The sequence below is a fragment of the Alphaproteobacteria bacterium PA2 genome, assembly GCA_002256425.1.
GTDB lineage: Bacteria > Pseudomonadota > Alphaproteobacteria > Caulobacterales > Caulobacteraceae > Phenylobacterium.
In genome coordinates, this window is record NKIZ01000001.1 from 1,994,594 (window position 1) to 2,010,250 (window position 15,657).

Here is a 15,657-nt window from a genome sequence, read left to right on the forward strand (position 1 = left end):
CTTCCAGACCAGAGAGCTGGCATCTCACCACAATCCCGAAGGATTGAATACCGCGCCTGCGGGAGGCCCTCTCGGCAGGTCAGCCCTGACCGATCGCTTCCATGTCGGCCACGACCAGTCCTTTGGGACCGTCGGAGAACCTGACCATGATGTCATCGCCGGGCTGCAGGTCTTCCACCCCGGCACGACGCAGTGTCTCTATGTGAATGAAGATGTCGCCAGGCTCTCCGTCCCGGACAACAAAGCCGTATCCCTTGGTGCGGTTGAACCATTTGACCTTTGCCCGTTCCAGGGGCCCACGGGCCGGTGCAGGGCCGATATGGCCCCTTGGCGCATAGGCTGGGCGATTGCTGTGGCGATCGTGCCCGCGATCCGGACGGTCATAATCCCGCTGGAAGCCCCGACCTCCGGCGTCCTGCCGACGCTCCGGCAAGGGGGTTGCCGTGCTTTCATCCAGGTTCAGCACTTCGGAGACCTGCCAGCCCTTCGGCCTCTGGACGACATCGCAATTGATGAGGGCGCCCTCAGGCGCGGCTTCATATCCGGCGTTCCTCAAGGATGTGACGTGCAGCAGGACGTCCTTCATGCCCGTGCGGCTGGGATCATCCGGGACGATGAAACCATATCCTTTGCCCGCGTCGAACCATTTGATCCGACCGCTTACGCGGACGGAAGATTCGTCCTGGCCAGAGTCCTCGTAGTCGTAACCAGCCATTTGCCCCTCTGGCGTGCTCTCCCCCGAACCCGTCGGAACATGCCGTTAACAACTCTGTTCCCCTGAAAGGAGAACCGTCAATGGGGGTTTTGGTCACGCCCAGGCGTTTTTAGCCCAAATGGGCGGTATTTGGTGATTTTCCGGAGGCGCGATGGCAGTCCCTAGGGGAGTCGAACCCCTCTCTCCAGGTTGAAAACCTGGCGTCCTAACCGATAGACGAAGGGACCGCAGACGCGAGAGCGGGGTCTATATCCGCGTTCCGGGGGGTGTGCAAGTCAGGCGAAGCATCCTTTTTCACCTAAGTTACTGCAGCAGCCGCCACCGCCCCCTAGCCTACCCGGCGAGGATCAGCGACATCCTCGATCTCCAGCTCCACGCCCTGCCTGCCCTGCCAGTCATCGGGCTTGAGCTTACCCACCACATGCAGGGCGTTTGCGGCGCCCAGAAGCGTCCGCCCGAGTTCGGTGTCTTCAGCGCGCCAGGCCATGGCCTTCAGCTTGCCGCCAGAGCTGTCGGTGAGGGTCACCCGAACATGCCCGCCCCTCAAGGCCATGGGCCGCTCAACCCGGACATCAGCCATGGCGAACAGGGGTTCAGGATTTCCGGGGCCAAAGGGCGCCATTCGCTGGAAGGAATTATAGAGTGGCCGGTCGGCGCCGCGGGACGTAATCAGAGCGTCCACCTCGAGGGCATCCGCCGCTGTCGCAATCTCGCTCTCATCGGCCACATGGTGGCAGAGAAACTCCCGCAGTTCGGGAATGCTGGCGGGCCTGACGCTCAATCCCGCAGCCATGGCGTGGCCGCCGCCGGCCATCAACAGGCCGGCATCGTAGGCCGCCTGGACCGCCCTGCCCAGATTGACGCCAGGCTGGGACCGTCCTGAGCCCTTCCCGACGTCAGCGGCGCGATCGACGCCGATGACGATGACCGGCTTCCGGTAACGCTCCCGCAGCCTGCCCGCGACAATACCGATCACCCCAGGATGCCAGTCGTCACCAGAGACCATGATCATGGGCGCTTCGCCGAAATTGCTCTCGGTCTCTATGCGGGCGACAGCGGCGTCCAGAACTTCGCGCTCCACATCCTTGCGGGAGGCGTTGAGGGCGTCCAGTTCAGCCGCCAGATCCGCAGCCTCCGATGGATCCTCCGTCGAGAGAAGCCGCGCGCCCAGGTCGGCACGACCGATCCGGCCCCCGGCATTGATCCGTGGGCCCAGAACAAAGCCAGCATGGAAGGTTGTCGCTGGCCCCTGGGATTTGGCCACATCAAGCAGGGCCTTGAGCCCGATATTGCCCCAACTGGACATGACCTTCAGACCCTGGGTTGTCAGAGCCCTGTTGAAGCCGGTCAGTTCGGTGACGTCGCAGACCGCTCCCATGGCCGCCAGGTCCAGCCAGGTCCGCAGGTCAGGTTCGGTCTTGCCGTCGAACAGGCCTCGCCTGCGGGCCTCCCGGTTGAGTGCGGCCAGCAGGACGAAGGTCACGCCTGCTGCGGCAAGATTGCCCTGCCCGGACTGGTCGCCCGGCCGGTTGGGATTGACCAGGGCTGAGGCCGGAGGCACCTCGTCGCCGCGCATCAGGTGGTGGTCAATGACCACGACCTCCAGGCCGATCTCAACGGCGTAGGCGATCGCGTCCTGGGCTGCTGCCCCACAGTCCACGGTAATGACCAGTTCCGCGCCTTCAGCCTTCAGGCGGCGGAAGGCGGGCGGGCTGGGGCCATACCCCTCGGTGATCCGGTCCGGCACATAGATGGGCAGGGTCTTGCCCATGGCGCGCATCCAGCGGACCAGCTGGGCGGCGCTGGAGGCACCGTCTACGTCATAGTCGGCAAAGACCACCATGGGGCGGTCGCGGACCACGGCCTCCACCAGGATTTCAGCGGCCCGGTCCATATCCATGAAGCTGGACGGATCCGGGAACAGGGCCTTGAGGGTGGGATTGAGATAGGTCTCGCCAAGGTCCTCGGTTACGCCACGGGCGGCAAGGGCCCGGGCCAGGATCTCCGAGAGGCCTAGCTTTAGCTGATGGTGGCGAACAACCGAGTCATCGGCCGGTCTCTGTCGCCAGAGCCGGCCGGTCAGGGATCGGGTGACTCCGAGATAGCCCGTCGCCCCATCGGTCATGGGATCAGACCGGACGCTTCATCCGGACTTCGCGCACGGTCCGCGTGGCTGAGTTCATCACCAGGGTGTGGGTGTGAACAAAGCCGCCTTCGTAGCGCACGCCGTCCAGCAGGGCGCCATTGGTAACCCCGGTAGCCGCGAAGATGGCGTCGGCCCGGACGATTTCATGCAGGTCGTACTTGCGGTCGAAATCCGTAATGCCAACCCGCTGGCCACGGGCCTTCTCGTCGGCGTTGCGGAAGACCAGGCGGCCCTGGAACTGGCCGCCGACGCACTTGAGCGCGGCGCAGGCCAGTACGCCCTCTGGAGCGCCCCCCTGCCCCACATAGAGGTCAACACCCGTGGTAGGGTCAGCCGTGTTCATCACGCCAGCCACGTCGCCATCGGTGATCAGATAGACCCGGGCGCCGACACTGCGCAGGTCAGCGATGATCTCGGCGTGTCTGGGCCGGTCCATGACGCAAACCGTGATTTCGGAGGGGTCCACGCCCTTGGCGGCCGCTAGAGCCCGGACGTTCTCGCTGGGAGCCTTGTCCAGATCTATGATCCCCGCCGGATAGCCCGGGCCGCAGGCGATCTTGTCCATATAGGTGTCCGGGGCATTCAACAGTGTCCCCTTGGGCGCCCAGGCCATGACGGCAAGGGCATTGGCCATGGCCTTGGCGGTCAGGGTCGTGCCTTCGAGCGGGTCGAGGGCGATGTCGATCTTGCGGGGGCCGCCCTTGCCGACCTTCTCGCCGATGAACAGCATGGGCGCTTCGTCCCGCTCGCCTTCGCCGATGACGATCTCGCCATCCACATCAAGGTCGTTGAGTGCTGTACGCATGGCGTCGACGGCAGCTTGGTCGGCAGCCTTCTCATCGCCCCGGCCCACCATGCTCCAGGCGGCGATTGCGGCGATCTCGGTGACGCGGACAGCGTCAAGGACCAGTCCGCGGTCCAGGTTCTCAGAACTCATTTGCGCCTCTTTCCTTGGTCGACCTCGGGGCCGACAGGTCGTTCAGGTTGTCAGATACGCGCTATGCGAAGAAGTCGCGGCCTGTCCAGGACCGACGGCAGATCAGCAATGCGCTCAATTGCGGCCATCAACACAGATTCGGCCACGGCGTGTGTAGTCAATACGATTGGAACCCCGTCAGCCTTCTCGACAGGCTTCTGAAGGAAGCTTTCAATTGAAACCCCAGCCTCGGCGAGGGTTTCCGACACTGCGGCGATGACGCCGGGCTCGTCCTTGACCATGAACCGCAGATAGGCTCGCCCCATGGACTTGGAGGGATCAACGGGCGTGAAGGGCTTCAGTTCCGAGGCCGGCTTCTGGAAGACAGGGCGCACGGAACGGGTCATGACATCGGCGATGTCAGCCGCCACGGCGGCTGCCGTCGGGCCCGCCCCAGCGCCAGGTCCCTGAACGTAGATACGGCCGGTCCGCTGACCTTCGATGAAGAGCGCGTTGAGGGCGCCTCCAGCCTGGGCCAGGGGGTGAGACATCGGCGCCAGGGACGGATGCACCCGGACAAGGACGCCATCCTCGGACCGCTCCGCCGACGCCACAAGCTTGACCCGGTAGCCCAGGTCCTTGGCCAGACGGATGTCCATCAGGTCGATCTGGTCAATGCCCTCGATCTCGGCGGCGGCGAAGTTCGGCGCGCATCCGAAGGCCAGGGCGGCCAGCAAGGTGATCTTGTGGGCCGCATCAAAGCCGCCAACATCCATGGTCGGGTCAGCTTCGGCATAGCCAAGCCGCTGGGCGTCCGAGAGGACGTCCGCAAAGGCCCGGCCCGTCGCTTCCATTTCCGTCAGGATGTAGTTGCAGGTGCCGTTCAGAATGCCCGCCACGCTGCGGATGTCGTCCCCGACCATGGCTTCGCGCATGATCTTGACCGCAGGCACGCCGCCCATGACGGCGGCTTCGAACAACAGGGGCACACCCTTGGCTTCCGCCAGGCGGGCCAGTTCCGCCCCATGCTCGGCCAGCAGGGCCTTGTTGGCTGTCACCACAGGCTTGCCGGCGTTCAGGGCGGCCTCGACCGCCGCCTTGGCCGGACCATCAGACCCGCCGATCAGCTCGACAAAGATGTCGTTGTCCGGCGACCTGGCCAGTTCCACGGGATCGTCAAACCAGGGCATGTTCGAAATGTCATAGGGCCTGGGCCGCGACCGCGATCGGGCCGAGACGCCGGTCACGACCGCCTGGCCGCCGGTTGGCGAAAACCCCGGACGTTCCCCCAGGAAGGTCAGGAGCCCGGCCCCAACGGTGCCGAGGCCAGCTATGCCAATACGCCAGTCGGTCTTGCTCATTTCTTCGCCATGGAGTTGTGGGCCCGACCGAGGATCTCGTCCGCATTGCTGAGGAACTTCTTGACGTTCCGGGCGGCCTGCCGGATCCGGTGCTCGTTCTCGACAAGGCCGACGCGGACGAAGCCCTCTCCGTACTCGCCAAACCCGACGCCAGGCGCCACGGCCACGCCGGCCTCCTCAATCAGCAGCTTGGAGAACAGCATGGCGCCAGCTTCGCGATAGGGCTCGGGAACAGGCGCCCAGGCGAACATGGAGGCTGGCGGCGAGGGAATGTCCCACCCTGCCCGCTTCATGGTGGTGATCAGCGTGTCGCGGCGCTTCTTGTAGATACCGCGGATTTCCTCGACGCAGTCTTGGGGACCGTTGAGCGCCGTCGCAGCCGCCACCTGGATCGGCGTATAGGCGCCATAGTCCAGATAGGACTTCACCCGGGCAAGGGCGGCGCAGATCCGCTCATTGCCGACCACCATGCCGACCCGCCAGCCGGCCATGGCATAGGTCTTGGACAGGGAATTGACCTCAACGGCAATGTCCTTGGCGCCGTCAACCTCAAGGATTGAAGGCGGCGGATTGTCGTCAAAATAGATCTCTGAATAGGCGATGTCGGAAATGACCAGCAGGTCGTGCTTCTTGGCCAGGGCCACGGCGTCCTTGTAGAAGTCCACATCGACGCACTGGGCAGTCGGATTGGACGGATAGGACAGGATCAGCACGCTTGGCGCCGGGCTGGACTGGCGCATGGCCGCGCTGACGCCGGACAGATAGGCTTCGGGCGACGGCGCCGGCAGGTGACGGATGACGCCCCCGGCCATGATGAAACCATAGGCGTGGATCGGATAGGCCGGATTCGGGCACAGGATGACATCGCCCGGCGCCGTGAGGGCCTGGGCCAGATTGGCGAAGCCTTCCTTCGAGCCAAGCGTGGCTATGACTTCCGTGTCAGGGTTCAGCTTCACCCCGAAGCGGCGGTCGTAATAGCCCGCCATGGCGCGACGCAGACCAATGATACCCTTGGAGGCGGAATAGCGGCCAGCCTTGGGATCGCGGGCGGTTTCGATCAGCTTGGCGACAATATGCTTGGGAGTCGGCATGTCGGGATTGCCCATGCCGAAGTCGATGATGTCGGTGCCCTGGGCGCGCAGGCGCGCCTTGATGCGGTTGACCTCCTCCAGAACGTAGGGAGGGAGGCGTTTGATACGGTGGAATTCAGGAGTCATGTTTTAAAGCTCGGGCCACGGGCTCCGCGGCGATTGGGAGCTGAAGTCGAGCCTGGCATAGCCGTGGATCCGGCCAACGCCAAGCGGGTTCAAGGCTTTTAGCCCCCGCAGGCCCCTATCTCTTGGGCGGCGGGGGCGGCGTAGCTCGCCTCCGGAGTTCGCGGGCGTAGGCTTCAGTCGCCGCGCTTGTTGAGATCAGGCTTGCGGGAACCGGCCCGGCCTGGGCGATCGCCCGGGCTGCAAAGGCTTCGGTCCCCGACAGGGTCCAAGTGGAGTCTGCCGTCGCCTGCTCAAGCGCAAGGCGATCCGCCTGAGTGGCTCGCGCTGCCTGGCCCCAGGCCCTGACGGGGCGCAGGTCGGTTGGCGCAGCCGGAATGTCGGAAAAACTGGGATAGGTCTGCGGCGCGCGGCTGATGGCTGCGACCTCCGGGGCCATCGAATTTCCGGAAGACGCCGTTTCGACCGTCGTACAGGCGCCTGCCAGCAGGCATGAAAGGACAACGACCGCCGCCCGGCCTTCGACTCGACTCGCGAAAATTCTAGTGGACGCGTTCATATCAAGGCCGGTCTTATGCCATGATTGCATCTGAAGAAAGAGCGAGAGCCACAAGCCCGCTGCAAACCAGGGACAACCACCATGTCTGCTCGAGACGGCAAATCGGCGAAGTCGGGCTCCAAGACGGAGAAGTCCAGCAAATCCAAGCCGAAGACCGCCAAGCCGAAATCGGTGAAGGCGCCAAAAACCGAAGCCCCTGCAGCCCCGGAAGTCGAAGCCGGACAGGCTTCAGGTCCGAAGCCGGGGGCCGCAAACGCTTTTGATCCTCAGCGCCTCACGGCAGAGCAGTTGGAGATTGTCGAAAAGCTGTCCGCCAACCTCGCCAGGGCCGCGGTGACGGCCCAGGGCGCCATCGCCGAAGCCGCCCTGCGACAGGCAGAGCGCCCGTCCGCCCTGTCCGCTGACCCCTTCCATGTAAGCTCGGCCCTCACCGACGTCATGGGTCGGCTGTCCGCGCAGCCAGAGCGGCTGGTCCGCGCCCAGGCCGACCTTTTCCAGAAATACATGGAGCTCTGGCAATCAGCGGCCCGCCGGGCGTCGGGCGAGACCGTGTCGCCCGTGGTCGAGCCGGCCAAGGGCGACAAGCGGTTCCTCGACCCCGACTGGAGCGAGAATCCCGTCTTTGACGTGATCAAGCAGTCCTATCTGGTCACGTCGAACTGGCTGAACGCCCTGGTGTCTGACGTGGATGACGTGGAGCCCATGACCAAGCGTCGGGTCGAGTTCTTCATGAAGATGCTCACCGACGCCTTCGCACCGTCCAACTTCCTGGTCTCCAATCCCGCCGCCCTGCGGGAAGCCATTTCCAGCCGTGGCGAGAGCCTGCTCAAGGGCATGGAGAATTTCGCAGAAGACCTGTCCAGAGGCGGTGGCCAGCTTGCCATCAGCCAGACCGACTACGACATGTTCAAGATCGGCGAAAACGTCGCCACAGCCCCGGGCAAGGTGATCTTCCAGAACGAGATCATCCAGCTCCTGCAATTCACCCCGACAACCGAGCAGGTCTACGAGATCCCGCTGGTGATCTTCCCGCCCTGGATCAACAAATTCTACATTCTGGACCTGCGACCCGAGAACTCGATGATCAGGTGGCTGACTGATCAGGGGATCACGGTTTTCGTCGCGTCCTGGGTCAACCCGGACAAGGCCCTCGCCGCCAAGACCTTTGAAGACTACATGCGCCAGGGCATTTACGAAGGCACTGCAGCAGCCATGAAGCAGGCTGGCGTCGATCGGGTGAACACGGTCGGCTACTGCATTGGCGGAACCCTGCTGGCCTCGACCCTGGCTCACATGGAAGCAAAGGGCGACAAGCGCATACAGTCAGCGACCTTCTTCGCCGCCCAGCAGGACTTTTCGGAAGCCGGCGATCTCCTGCTCTTCACCAATGAGGAATGGCTGAAGGATCTGGAACAGATGATGGACGCCGAGGGTGGGGTCCTGCGCGGCCAGTCCATGGCCGACACCTTCAACATCCTGCGTTCGAACGACCTGATCTGGTCCTTCTTCGTCAACAACTACCTGATGGGCAAGGAGCCCAAACCCTTCGACCTGCTGTTCTGGAATTCCGACCAGACCCGCATGCCCAAGGCCCTGCACCTGTTCTATCTGCGCAAGTTCTATGGCGAGAACGCACTGGCCAAGGGCGAACTGGTTATGGATGGGGTCAAGCTTGATCTCTCCACCGTCAAGACCCCGGTCTATGTGCAGTCATCGAAAGAAGACCACATCGCCCCTGCCCGCTCCGTCTATCGCGGAGCGCGGCTGTTCGGCGGCCCGGTCACCTTCACCCTCTCCGGGTCAGGCCACATAGCCGGCGTCATCAATGCGCCTGTGGCGAAGAAGTACCAGCACTGGACCAACTCTGACCTGCCGGTCACGGTCGAAGCGTGGATGGCGGACGCCGTCGAAACCCCGGGTTCCTGGTGGCCGCACTGGGCAGCCTGGCTGCAGGAGCGCTCCGGCGGAATGGTCGCCGCCCGGGATCCGGCCAAGGGCCCCCTCCAGCCCCTTGAGGACGCACCTGGATCCTATGTGAAGGTCACGTCCTAGGTTTGAATACCAGCAGACGAAGGAATACCGCCAGGGCGCCGATCGGCGCCGTGGTGTGTACCATCCAGGGTGACAGGGGGGATGGGCCCCGCTCAAATCCAAAGCCGAACAGGGTCAGCTGATCAGTCACGATCCTTATTGAACCCAGCCTCCAGTCCATCCAGACAGAACCGGCCCCGACAAAGGCGCCCAGCATCCAGAGCAGGCGCCAGGGCAGTCGTCGCGCACGCAAGGCCTGCAGCATGGCCGCAAACATGAAGGCCGGAGTCGCAAGGGTGGCGGCGAAGAAGGCCCATTGTCCCGTCGACTTCGCCGGCCCGAAGAAGCTGGCCTGCGCGTCATCTTCGGGCGTCACCTCAATGGCCGTGATCGAGACCAGCTTGAAAACCTTGCCGACCTTGTAGGGCCTGACGCCTTCTTCGGCTTTGGGGGGTTCCGACAATTCAACCTTGTCCGGCAGCATTGGGCGACCCCGGATGGGGTCATAGACCCTGCGCCAGCCCCGTTGCTCGACCTGCAGGTCAATGACCACCCGCTTCGTGGGGAAGGTATAGAGATAGCTCAGGTTGGAGCGGTCCCAGCGCGCTTTGGCGACTGTCTTGTCCGACGAAATCAGCTTGATCGACCAGGGGGGATCTGCCGGAAATACCGACCTGGCTTCCTCAATGCGGCCAGCATGGGCCGGGTCGGCAAAGAAAGCAGGGGCCAGGCTCCGGTCGATGGCCGGCCAGTCCGCCCGCTGGATCGCGTCAATCGTGGTCCGCCCCATACGGTCGGCGTCAAGATCTGCAACCTGTGGGGCGCAGGCGCACAAGGCCAGGAGCAATCCTGCCACCCAAGCCCAATTCAACCTACCCACCATGCACCCCCGTGGCCGTTTCGAGCGGACCCTAGTCAGGCCGGGCTTTCAGGGCAATCAGGCAGGAATGAACTTCAGGGCGGCGCCGTTGCTGCAAAACCGCTGACCTGTCGGCCGGGGACCGTCGTCGAACAGGTGCCCGTGATGTCCCAGACAACGTGCGCAGTGGTATTCGGTCCTTGGAATGCCGATGGCGAAGTCCGTTTTGGTGGCCAGGGCGCCCTTGATCGACATGAAGAAGCTGGGCCAGCCTGTGCCGCTGTCATACTTTGTCTCGGACTTGAAAAGCGGCAGGTCACAGCCCTGACAGGCGAAAACGCCCTTGCGGTGTTCGTTGAGCAGCGGGCTCGACCCCGGCCGCTCGGTATCTTCATGCCGAAGGACCCTGTAGGCGGCGGGCGCGAGCCGCTTCTTCCATTCGGCATCCGAAAGCTTCCGCCAGAGCGACGAAGCATAGGCGTCAGCGGCAAGGGCTACCACAGGAGTGAAGGAAGCGCCGATTGCAAAGGCGCTGGCCAGAAGATGGCGGCGGTTCAGGTGCGTTGAGGATTCCATACCCATGACTACGCCTGCTGCCGTCTGAAGTTACAAGACCTTTGGCGTCGGATCAGAAGCCTGCCGGTAATAGAGGACGTCCGGGGTCTTTTCCTCGTTGTCCGACCCATCCGTGAAGGTCTCGGGCTGGAAGCCCCGCTTCTCGTAAAAGGCCCTGGCGCGCAGGTTCTGCTGAAAGGTCCAGAGACGACGCTCGCCGCCATCTTCCAGAGCCTTGTCCAGCAGGGCTGGCCCCAGACCATGCCCTTGATGATCTGGGTCGATATAGAGGTGGTCGATCCAGCCCTCGTGGAAACCGATATAGCCGACGACCTCGCCGGCATGCTCTGCCACCCAGACCTCATTGGTCACCATGAACCGGTTCTGCATGAACCAGAGATCCTCTTCGGCGGTGTGCAGCTCGGGAAGAAAACTCAGGGAAACGCGCATGGCGGAGCGATGAACCCGGGCGATAGCCCCTGCATCCTCCGGCCGGGCCAGTCGCAAGCTCAAAGCCCCTCGCCCTCCCGCAGGCCGAGCATGAGGTTCAGGTTCTGGACGGCCGCGCCAGAGGCGCCCTTGCCCAGATTGTCCAGCACGGCCACCAGGCGGGCCTGCTGCCGCTCGACATTGCCGAAAACGTAGAGGTTCATCCGGTTAGTGTCCCGCAAGGCTTCGGGGTCGAGTTCACTGACGTACCCCCCCGCCCCGGCCCTGGCCTGCTGCAGGCGTTCACATTCCGCTGCCCCGGCGACTGAAACAAAAGCCTCCCGATCATAGGCCTTCGCAAGGATGTCGCGCAGGTCCCCCGGCTTGGGTTTGTCGGTCAGCGCCCAGAGGTGGAGTGGAACCTCCACAATCATTCCCTGGGCGAAGCGCCCTACGGACGGTGCGAAGACGGGCGAATGGGAAATGCCGGAATAGGTCTGCATTTCTGCGAGGTGCTTGTGCACCAGGGTAAGCCCATAAGGTCGGAAAGCGTCCCGGGTCCCTGATGTCGGTTCGCCTTCGAATTCCTCAATCAGGCCCTTGCCGCCCCCTGAATAGCCGGAAATGGCGTTGACGGTCACAGGATAGTCTTCGGGGATCAGACCGGCTGTCACCAGGGGCCGCATCAGGGCGATGAAGCCTGTCGGATAGCAGCCGGGATTGCTGACACGGGTCGAGGCGCGGATCGCAGCCCGTTGATCGGCGTCCATCTCGGGGAAGCCATAGGTCCAGCCAGACGCAACCCGATAGGCGGTTGAGGCGTCGATAACCCTGACCTTGCTGGAGGTGATCAGACTGACCGCTTCCTTTGACGCAGCATCAGGAAGGCAAAGCACGACCGCGTCAGCCGCGTTCAGCAGCTCGGCCCTGGCCTCCGGATCCTTGCGCCTCGCAGGATCAATGGAGAGAATATCGAGGTCAGGGCGACCAGCCAGACGGTCACGTATCTGCAGGCCCGTCGTTCCGGCCTCGCCGTCAATGAACACCTTGTGGGTCATGGTCTGATCCTCAAAATCGACCGCAAAAGAAAAAGGGCGCCTCGGTTTCCCGAAGCGCCCCTGTCCTGCACGAAATCTCGCGCGGCTTTAGCGCTTCGAGAACTGGAAGCTGCGGCGGGCCTTGGCCTTGCCGTACTTCTTCCGCTCAACAACCCGGCTGTCGCGGGTCAGGAAGCCGTGGGGCTTCAGAACCGGACGCAGTTCAGGTTCGAAATAGGTCAGAGCCTTGGACAGGCCGTGGCGGATCGCGCCGGCCTGACCCGAGAGGCCGGAGCCCTGGACAGACACGACCACGTCGAACTGGCCGAGACGATCGGTCACTTCGAGGGGCTGGGCGATCATCATGCGCAGCACCGGACGGGCGAAGTAGATCGTCTGGTCGCGGCCATTGATGGTGATCTGACCCTTGCCAGGCTTGATCCAGACCTTGGCGATCGCATTCTTGCGCTTGCCGGTGGCGTAGGAACGGCCCTGGGCGTCGACCTTGCGGACATGGACGACGGCGTCGGGTTGCGGGTTGGACGACATGCTCTGCAGAGCGTCGAAACCGGTGGGAGCGGGAGCGTCGGTCATCTGTCTTACTTGCTCCGCACGTTCTTCGAGTTCAGGGACGCGAAGGCGATGGTCTCGGGGTTCTGCGCTTCATGAGGATGCTCAGAAGTGCTGTAGATGCGCAGGTGGGTCATCTGCTTGCGCGCCAGGGGGCTTTCCTTGGGCAGCATGCGTTCGACAGCCTTTTCCAGGATCCGCTCGGGGAACTTGCCGCCGAGGATCTTGTCAGCCGTACGCTCCTTGATGCCGCCCGGGTGACCGGTGTGCCAGTAGTAGACCTTGTCGGTCAGCTTCTTGCCGGTGAACTTCACCTTGTCGGCGTTCAGCACAACGACGAAGTCGCCGCAGTCAACATTCGGGGTGTAGTCGGGCCGATGCTTGCCGCGAAGACGCATGGCGATGAAAGACGCAAGACGGCCGACCACGGCGTTCTCAGCGTCGATCACAATCCACTTCTTCTCGACGTCGGCGGGCTTCAGGGAAGCCGTCGTCTTCATCATGGGAGCAATCCGTAGGTTAGTTCGCAGGCGACGCCCGCGACGAGAGGCCGGGCAAGTACGTCATGCCCAATGCACTGTCAACACAAGTTGCGCCGGAAAACGCGAAAAAGCCTTATGGCATAAGGGTTTTAGGATATAGGTATTCCAATACCACTTTTAAACTCACCTGCTAGAGTCTCCGGACACGCCAGGCAAAAGCTGTTGCAAGCCCAAGAACAATCGCCGCCGCCACCTGATGCAGCATGCCCAATGACACGGGGACCCTGGCCATCAAGGTGATAACACCAAGCACCGCCTGCAACAGAACGCCAAGGGCAACCGCGACCCCAAGCATTCTCGCCCCGGACGGCAGATAGGCGGACCTGAGCGCCTGCCACCCAGAGATCGCGGCGACCACAAACAGGATATAGGCGCCCAGCCTGTGGTGAAGTTGGACGGCCGCCTGACTGTGCGCAATCGTCCGCCAGAGGTCAGCGCCGGCATAGTCCGCAGGGAACAGGCGTCCATTCATGAGCGGCCAGTCATTGTAGACCAGGCCTGCATCATTTCCGGCGACCAGGGCGCCCAGCAGTATCTGCACATAGACCATGCCCAGAAGGATCAGGGCGCCTCGCCGCCAGGGACTGGGAACATCGACCCTGGACGCACCGGCTGCGGCCTCGAGAGCTGTCCAGACCAAGGCGCCCAGCAGGATGAAGGCAAGACCAAGATGGGTCATCAGGCGCTCGGGCGCCACAGACACCCTTTCGGTCAATCCGCTGGCGACCATCCACCAACCGACAAGGCCCTGCATGCCGCCCAGAATCAAAAGCACGACGCAGCGCCAGATCAACCGCCGGGGAATTTCCCGACGCACCAGAAACCAGATCAATGGCAGGCCGAACGCCAGACCGACCAAACGGCCAAGCAGGCGGTGGGACCATTCCCACCAGTAGATTGTCTTGAAGGCTTCCAGGGACATGCCCCGGTTCAACTGAACGTATTGTGGGATCTGCTTGTACTTGGCGAATTCGCTTGCCCAGTCCTCAGCGTTCAGAGGCGGGATTGAACCGGTCACCGGACGCCACTGGGTAATGGAAAGGCCCGAGTCGGTCAGACGGGTCGCGCCTCCGACAACCACCATGGCCAGTACGAGGGCTGCCACTGCAAACAGCCAGGCAGAGACCGCGGTCGACCGATCTGAACGCAGAAAAGAAGTCATGGGCAAACACGCACCAGAACGCGGGACAAAGCCCGAAAATCATTGCGCGGGTCTAGTCGAGATCACCAGGCGCGTCCACGATTGCGTTGAGGCCCGCACATACTTTCCCGATCGTCTGCTACAAGGGCCCCACCGTTGGAGTAATAGCATTTTGACCGGCGATGGCCCCTTCAGCATCCTGGCGACCGGACTCATCGCCGGCTGGCTAGCACGGCATATTGTTGATCGCAGGCTCAGCCTCTGGGCTTGTCTTTGTCTGGGATTCCTTGGCGCAGTCTGTGGCGCAGGTCTTGCCAGGCTGCTTGATCTGCGCCTCCCGGGTGCAATTGGCTCCCTGGCTCTGGCGACAACAGGATCAATCCTGATCCTGGCCCTGTTCGTGCTCCTGCACCGCAGAAGATGACGGGGCAGGTGCAAGCGCCTATATCGAACCGATGAACGCTCGACTTCGCAAACTCATCGGCAGCTTTGGCATGCTGGTCTTCATCGGCGCCTATGTGTGGGCGGTCACGGCCATTTCCGAATATCTTCCTGACCAGACCTCGATCAAACTGATCTATTTCGCCATCACAGGCATGGCCTGGGGCCTGCCGGTCCTGCCGCTGATCAGCTGGATGAACCGCGGACGCTGAGGGGGAATTCGCCGATGGTCGGAGCGACAGGATTTGAACCTGCGACCCCTTGACCCCCAGTCAAGTGCGCTACCAGGCTGCGCTACGCTCCGACATCGGCGAGCGGCCCTTCTAACGGCTTGCCCGGCTTGGGCAAGTGATTTCAGGTGGCGGGGCGCTTCAAGATGTCGTCCAGCCGCTGCTTTGTGGCCAAAAGACCCGTCAGAGTAAGCCGAAGGCGCATTTCCGACTCCACGCCCAGGCGCGTAATCCGATGGGGATCGGCGGCTTCGGGCTGGTGGAACACCTCGAGCACAGGCACTTCGACTAGGTCGGGCGAGATCGATTCCACTGGAGCTTGCCGGAGCACCCGCTCCAGCCCCTCGTCCTTGTAGAGCTTCTGGACATCCTTGATGGTCAGCTTGTCATCGTGCAGCCGGGCCTTGAGCGCCTGCAGGACAGCCACATCCTGGGGACGATAGAAGCGCCGCCCCCCTGCCCGCTTCATCGGGCGAATGAATGAAAACCTGGTCTCCCAGAACCGCAGCACGTGCTGCGGCACGCCAACCTCATCGGCCGCTTCCGAAATGGTGCGAAAGGCGTCGGGGCCCTTGGCCAACTGCCTCTGGACCTATTTGGCCAAGGCGCGATCCACCCGCGCCTTCATGACCTGGGAGGCTCGGAAGCCGATCACCCGGCGCGGTTCGATGGCCGCCGGTTCACCGGTTTTGGGATTACGGCCCATGCGGGCCCGCTTTGCGCGGACCTGAAAGACACCAAAGCCGGAAAGCTTCACCTGCTCGCCGCGCTCAAGGGCCTGGGCGGCAAGCTCGAGCGTGCGTTCAACCAGCTCGGCGGAATCCTGTCGTGTGAGGCCGACCTCTTCGTGAACGGCTTCACACAGGTCAGCTCGCGTAACTGTCGCGCCCTTCATCACAGTCCCTTTTAGC

General features: G+C 63.0%; 18 protein-coding genes and 2 tRNA genes. 3 read left to right on the forward strand and 17 right to left on the reverse strand.

The window, feature by feature from the left end:
* Nucleotides 1-79 precede the first annotated feature (79 nt).
* The 7 genes from CFE28_09565 to CFE28_09595 form a co-directional block, all read right to left on the reverse strand.
* Nucleotides 80-715: a DNA-binding protein gene (locus CFE28_09565; protein ID OYU70217.1), complete on the reverse strand. Its 636-nt coding sequence runs from the start codon at nucleotides 713-715 to the stop codon at nucleotides 80-82.
* A 152-nt stretch (nucleotides 716-867) separates the two neighbouring features.
* Nucleotides 868-942 (reverse strand) — tRNA-Glu (locus CFE28_09570).
* Between the two features lie 101 nt (nucleotides 943-1,043).
* A complete protein-coding gene (gene recJ / locus CFE28_09575) occupies nucleotides 1,044-2,840 on the reverse strand; it encodes a single-stranded-DNA-specific exonuclease RecJ (protein OYU70218.1) in 1,797 nt (598 codons plus the stop codon).
* A gap of 4 nt (nucleotides 2,841-2,844) precedes the next feature.
* Nucleotides 2,845-3,798: a fructose-bisphosphatase class II gene (gene glpX / locus CFE28_09580; GenBank protein OYU70219.1), complete on the reverse strand. Its 954-nt coding sequence runs from the start codon at nucleotides 3,796-3,798 to the stop codon at nucleotides 2,845-2,847.
* Between the two features lie 50 nt (nucleotides 3,799-3,848).
* Nucleotides 3,849-5,138, reverse strand: coding sequence for a homoserine dehydrogenase (locus tag CFE28_09585; protein ID OYU70220.1), 1,290 nt, complete (start codon nucleotides 5,136-5,138; stop codon nucleotides 3,849-3,851).
* A complete protein-coding gene (locus CFE28_09590) occupies nucleotides 5,135-6,355 on the reverse strand; it encodes an aminotransferase (GenBank protein ID OYU70221.1) in 1,221 nt (406 codons plus the stop codon). The genes CFE28_09585 and CFE28_09590 overlap by 4 nt, the downstream gene beginning before the upstream one ends.
* A gap of 115 nt (nucleotides 6,356-6,470) precedes the next feature.
* Complete coding sequence (locus tag CFE28_09595) at nucleotides 6,471-6,791, reverse strand: hypothetical protein (protein ID OYU70222.1); 321 nt, start codon at nucleotides 6,789-6,791, stop codon at nucleotides 6,471-6,473.
* Nucleotides 6,792-7,205: 414 nt separating this feature from the next.
* On the opposite strand from CFE28_09595, the gene CFE28_09600 reads away from it, so the two are divergent.
* Nucleotides 7,206-8,963 (forward strand): class I poly(R)-hydroxyalkanoic acid synthase, encoded by a 1,758-nt coding sequence (locus CFE28_09600; GenBank protein ID OYU71648.1) that lies wholly within the window; start codon nucleotides 7,206-7,208, stop codon nucleotides 8,961-8,963.
* Here CFE28_09600 and CFE28_09605 read toward each other — a convergent pair.
* The 7 genes from CFE28_09605 to CFE28_09635 all read right to left on the reverse strand — a co-directional run bounded on the left by CFE28_09605 (nucleotide 8,953) and on the right by CFE28_09635 (nucleotide 14,096).
* Nucleotides 8,953-9,732, reverse strand: coding sequence for a hypothetical protein (locus CFE28_09605; protein ID OYU70223.1), 780 nt, complete (start codon nucleotides 9,730-9,732; stop codon nucleotides 8,953-8,955). The genes CFE28_09600 and CFE28_09605 overlap by 11 nt on opposite strands.
* A gap of 147 nt (nucleotides 9,733-9,879) precedes the next feature.
* Nucleotides 9,880-10,377 carry a peptide-methionine (R)-S-oxide reductase gene (gene msrB / locus CFE28_09610; GenBank protein OYU70224.1) on the reverse strand — a complete coding sequence of 166 codons (498 nt, stop codon included), beginning with the start codon at nucleotides 10,375-10,377 and terminating at the stop codon, nucleotides 9,880-9,882.
* A 30-nt stretch (nucleotides 10,378-10,407) separates the two neighbouring features.
* Nucleotides 10,408-10,806: a GNAT family N-acetyltransferase gene (locus CFE28_09615; GenBank protein OYU71649.1), complete on the reverse strand. Its 399-nt coding sequence runs from the start codon at nucleotides 10,804-10,806 to the stop codon at nucleotides 10,408-10,410.
* Nucleotides 10,807-10,865: 59 nt separating this feature from the next.
* The gene (argC, locus tag CFE28_09620; GenBank protein ID OYU70225.1) at nucleotides 10,866-11,843 is read right to left on the reverse strand and encodes an N-acetyl-gamma-glutamyl-phosphate reductase; all 978 of its coding nucleotides are present in this window, start codon (nucleotides 11,841-11,843) and stop codon (nucleotides 10,866-10,868) included.
* Nucleotides 11,844-11,930: 87 nt separating this feature from the next.
* A complete protein-coding gene (locus tag CFE28_09625) occupies nucleotides 11,931-12,416 on the reverse strand; it encodes a 30S ribosomal protein S9 (protein ID OYU70226.1) in 486 nt (161 codons plus the stop codon).
* Between the two features lie 5 nt (nucleotides 12,417-12,421).
* Nucleotides 12,422-12,895 (reverse strand): 50S ribosomal protein L13, encoded by a 474-nt coding sequence (locus CFE28_09630; GenBank protein ID OYU70227.1) that lies wholly within the window; start codon nucleotides 12,893-12,895, stop codon nucleotides 12,422-12,424.
* A 169-nt stretch (nucleotides 12,896-13,064) separates the two neighbouring features.
* A complete protein-coding gene (locus CFE28_09635; protein OYU70228.1) occupies nucleotides 13,065-14,096 on the reverse strand; it encodes a heme A synthase in 1,032 nt (343 codons plus the stop codon).
* Between the two features lie 151 nt (nucleotides 14,097-14,247).
* Here CFE28_09635 and CFE28_09640 point away from each other — a divergent pair, with 151 nt between their 5' ends.
* Both CFE28_09640 and CFE28_09645 read left to right on the forward strand, forming a co-directional pair.
* Complete coding sequence (locus CFE28_09640; GenBank protein ID OYU70229.1) at nucleotides 14,248-14,499, forward strand: GlsB/YeaQ/YmgE family stress response membrane protein; 252 nt, start codon at nucleotides 14,248-14,250, stop codon at nucleotides 14,497-14,499.
* 31 nt (nucleotides 14,500-14,530) lie between these two features.
* Nucleotides 14,531-14,728 carry a hypothetical protein gene (locus tag CFE28_09645; protein OYU70230.1) on the forward strand — a complete coding sequence of 66 codons (198 nt, stop codon included), beginning with the start codon at nucleotides 14,531-14,533 and terminating at the stop codon, nucleotides 14,726-14,728.
* Between the two features lie 15 nt (nucleotides 14,729-14,743).
* Here the strand turns inward: CFE28_09645 and CFE28_09650 are convergent.
* The 3 genes from CFE28_09650 to CFE28_09660 all read right to left on the reverse strand — a co-directional run bounded on the left by CFE28_09650 (nucleotide 14,744) and on the right by CFE28_09660 (nucleotide 15,641).
* A tRNA-Pro gene (locus CFE28_09650) sits at nucleotides 14,744-14,820 on the reverse strand.
* A 50-nt stretch (nucleotides 14,821-14,870) separates the two neighbouring features.
* Nucleotides 14,871-15,326, reverse strand: coding sequence for a MerR family transcriptional regulator (locus tag CFE28_09655; GenBank protein ID OYU70231.1), 456 nt, complete (start codon nucleotides 15,324-15,326; stop codon nucleotides 14,871-14,873).
* Nucleotides 15,327-15,338: 12 nt separating this feature from the next.
* The gene (locus CFE28_09660) at nucleotides 15,339-15,641 is read right to left on the reverse strand and encodes an integration host factor subunit alpha (protein ID OYU70232.1); all 303 of its coding nucleotides are present in this window, start codon (nucleotides 15,639-15,641) and stop codon (nucleotides 15,339-15,341) included.
* Nucleotides 15,642-15,657 lie beyond the last annotated feature (16 nt).

Bases quoted from the DNA above. Each gene is read 5' to 3' on its own strand.
- CFE28_09585 (OYU70220.1), bottom strand. From the start codon at position 5,138: ATGAGCAAGACCGACTGGCGTATTGGCATAGCTGGCCTCGGCACCGTT.
- CFE28_09565 (OYU70217.1), bottom strand. From the start codon at position 715: ATGGCTGGTTACGACTACGAGGACTCTGGCCAGGACGAATCTTCCGTC.
- CFE28_09660 (OYU70232.1), bottom strand. From the start codon at position 15,641: ATGAAGGGCGCGACAGTTACGCGAGCTGACCTGTGTGAAGCCGTTCAC.
- glpX (OYU70219.1), bottom strand. From the start codon at position 3,798: ATGAGTTCTGAGAACCTGGACCGCGGACTGGTCCTTGACGCTGTCCGC.
- CFE28_09630 (OYU70227.1), bottom strand. From the start codon at position 12,895: ATGATGAAGACGACGGCTTCCCTGAAGCCCGCCGACGTCGAGAAGAAG.
- CFE28_09590 (OYU70221.1), bottom strand. From the start codon at position 6,355: ATGACTCCTGAATTCCACCGTATCAAACGCCTCCCTCCCTACGTTCTG.
- msrB (OYU70224.1), bottom strand. From the start codon at position 10,377: ATGGAATCCTCAACGCACCTGAACCGCCGCCATCTTCTGGCCAGCGCC.
- CFE28_09635 (OYU70228.1), bottom strand. From the start codon at position 14,096: ATGACTTCTTTTCTGCGTTCAGATCGGTCGACCGCGGTCTCTGCCTGG.
- CFE28_09595 (OYU70222.1), bottom strand. From the start codon at position 6,791: ATGGCCCCGGAGGTCGCAGCCATCAGCCGCGCGCCGCAGACCTATCCC.
- CFE28_09605 (OYU70223.1), bottom strand. From the start codon at position 9,732: ATGGGGCGGACCACGATTGACGCGATCCAGCGGGCGGACTGGCCGGCC.
- recJ (OYU70218.1), bottom strand. From the start codon at position 2,840: ATGACCGATGGGGCGACGGGCTATCTCGGAGTCACCCGATCCCTGACC.
- CFE28_09625 (OYU70226.1), bottom strand. From the start codon at position 12,416: ATGACCGACGCTCCCGCTCCCACCGGTTTCGACGCTCTGCAGAGCATG.
- CFE28_09615 (OYU71649.1), bottom strand. From the start codon at position 10,806: ATGCGCGTTTCCCTGAGTTTTCTTCCCGAGCTGCACACCGCCGAAGAG.
- CFE28_09645 (OYU70230.1), top strand. From the start codon at position 14,531: ATGAACGCTCGACTTCGCAAACTCATCGGCAGCTTTGGCATGCTGGTC.
- argC (OYU70225.1), bottom strand. From the start codon at position 11,843: ATGACCCACAAGGTGTTCATTGACGGCGAGGCCGGAACGACGGGCCTG.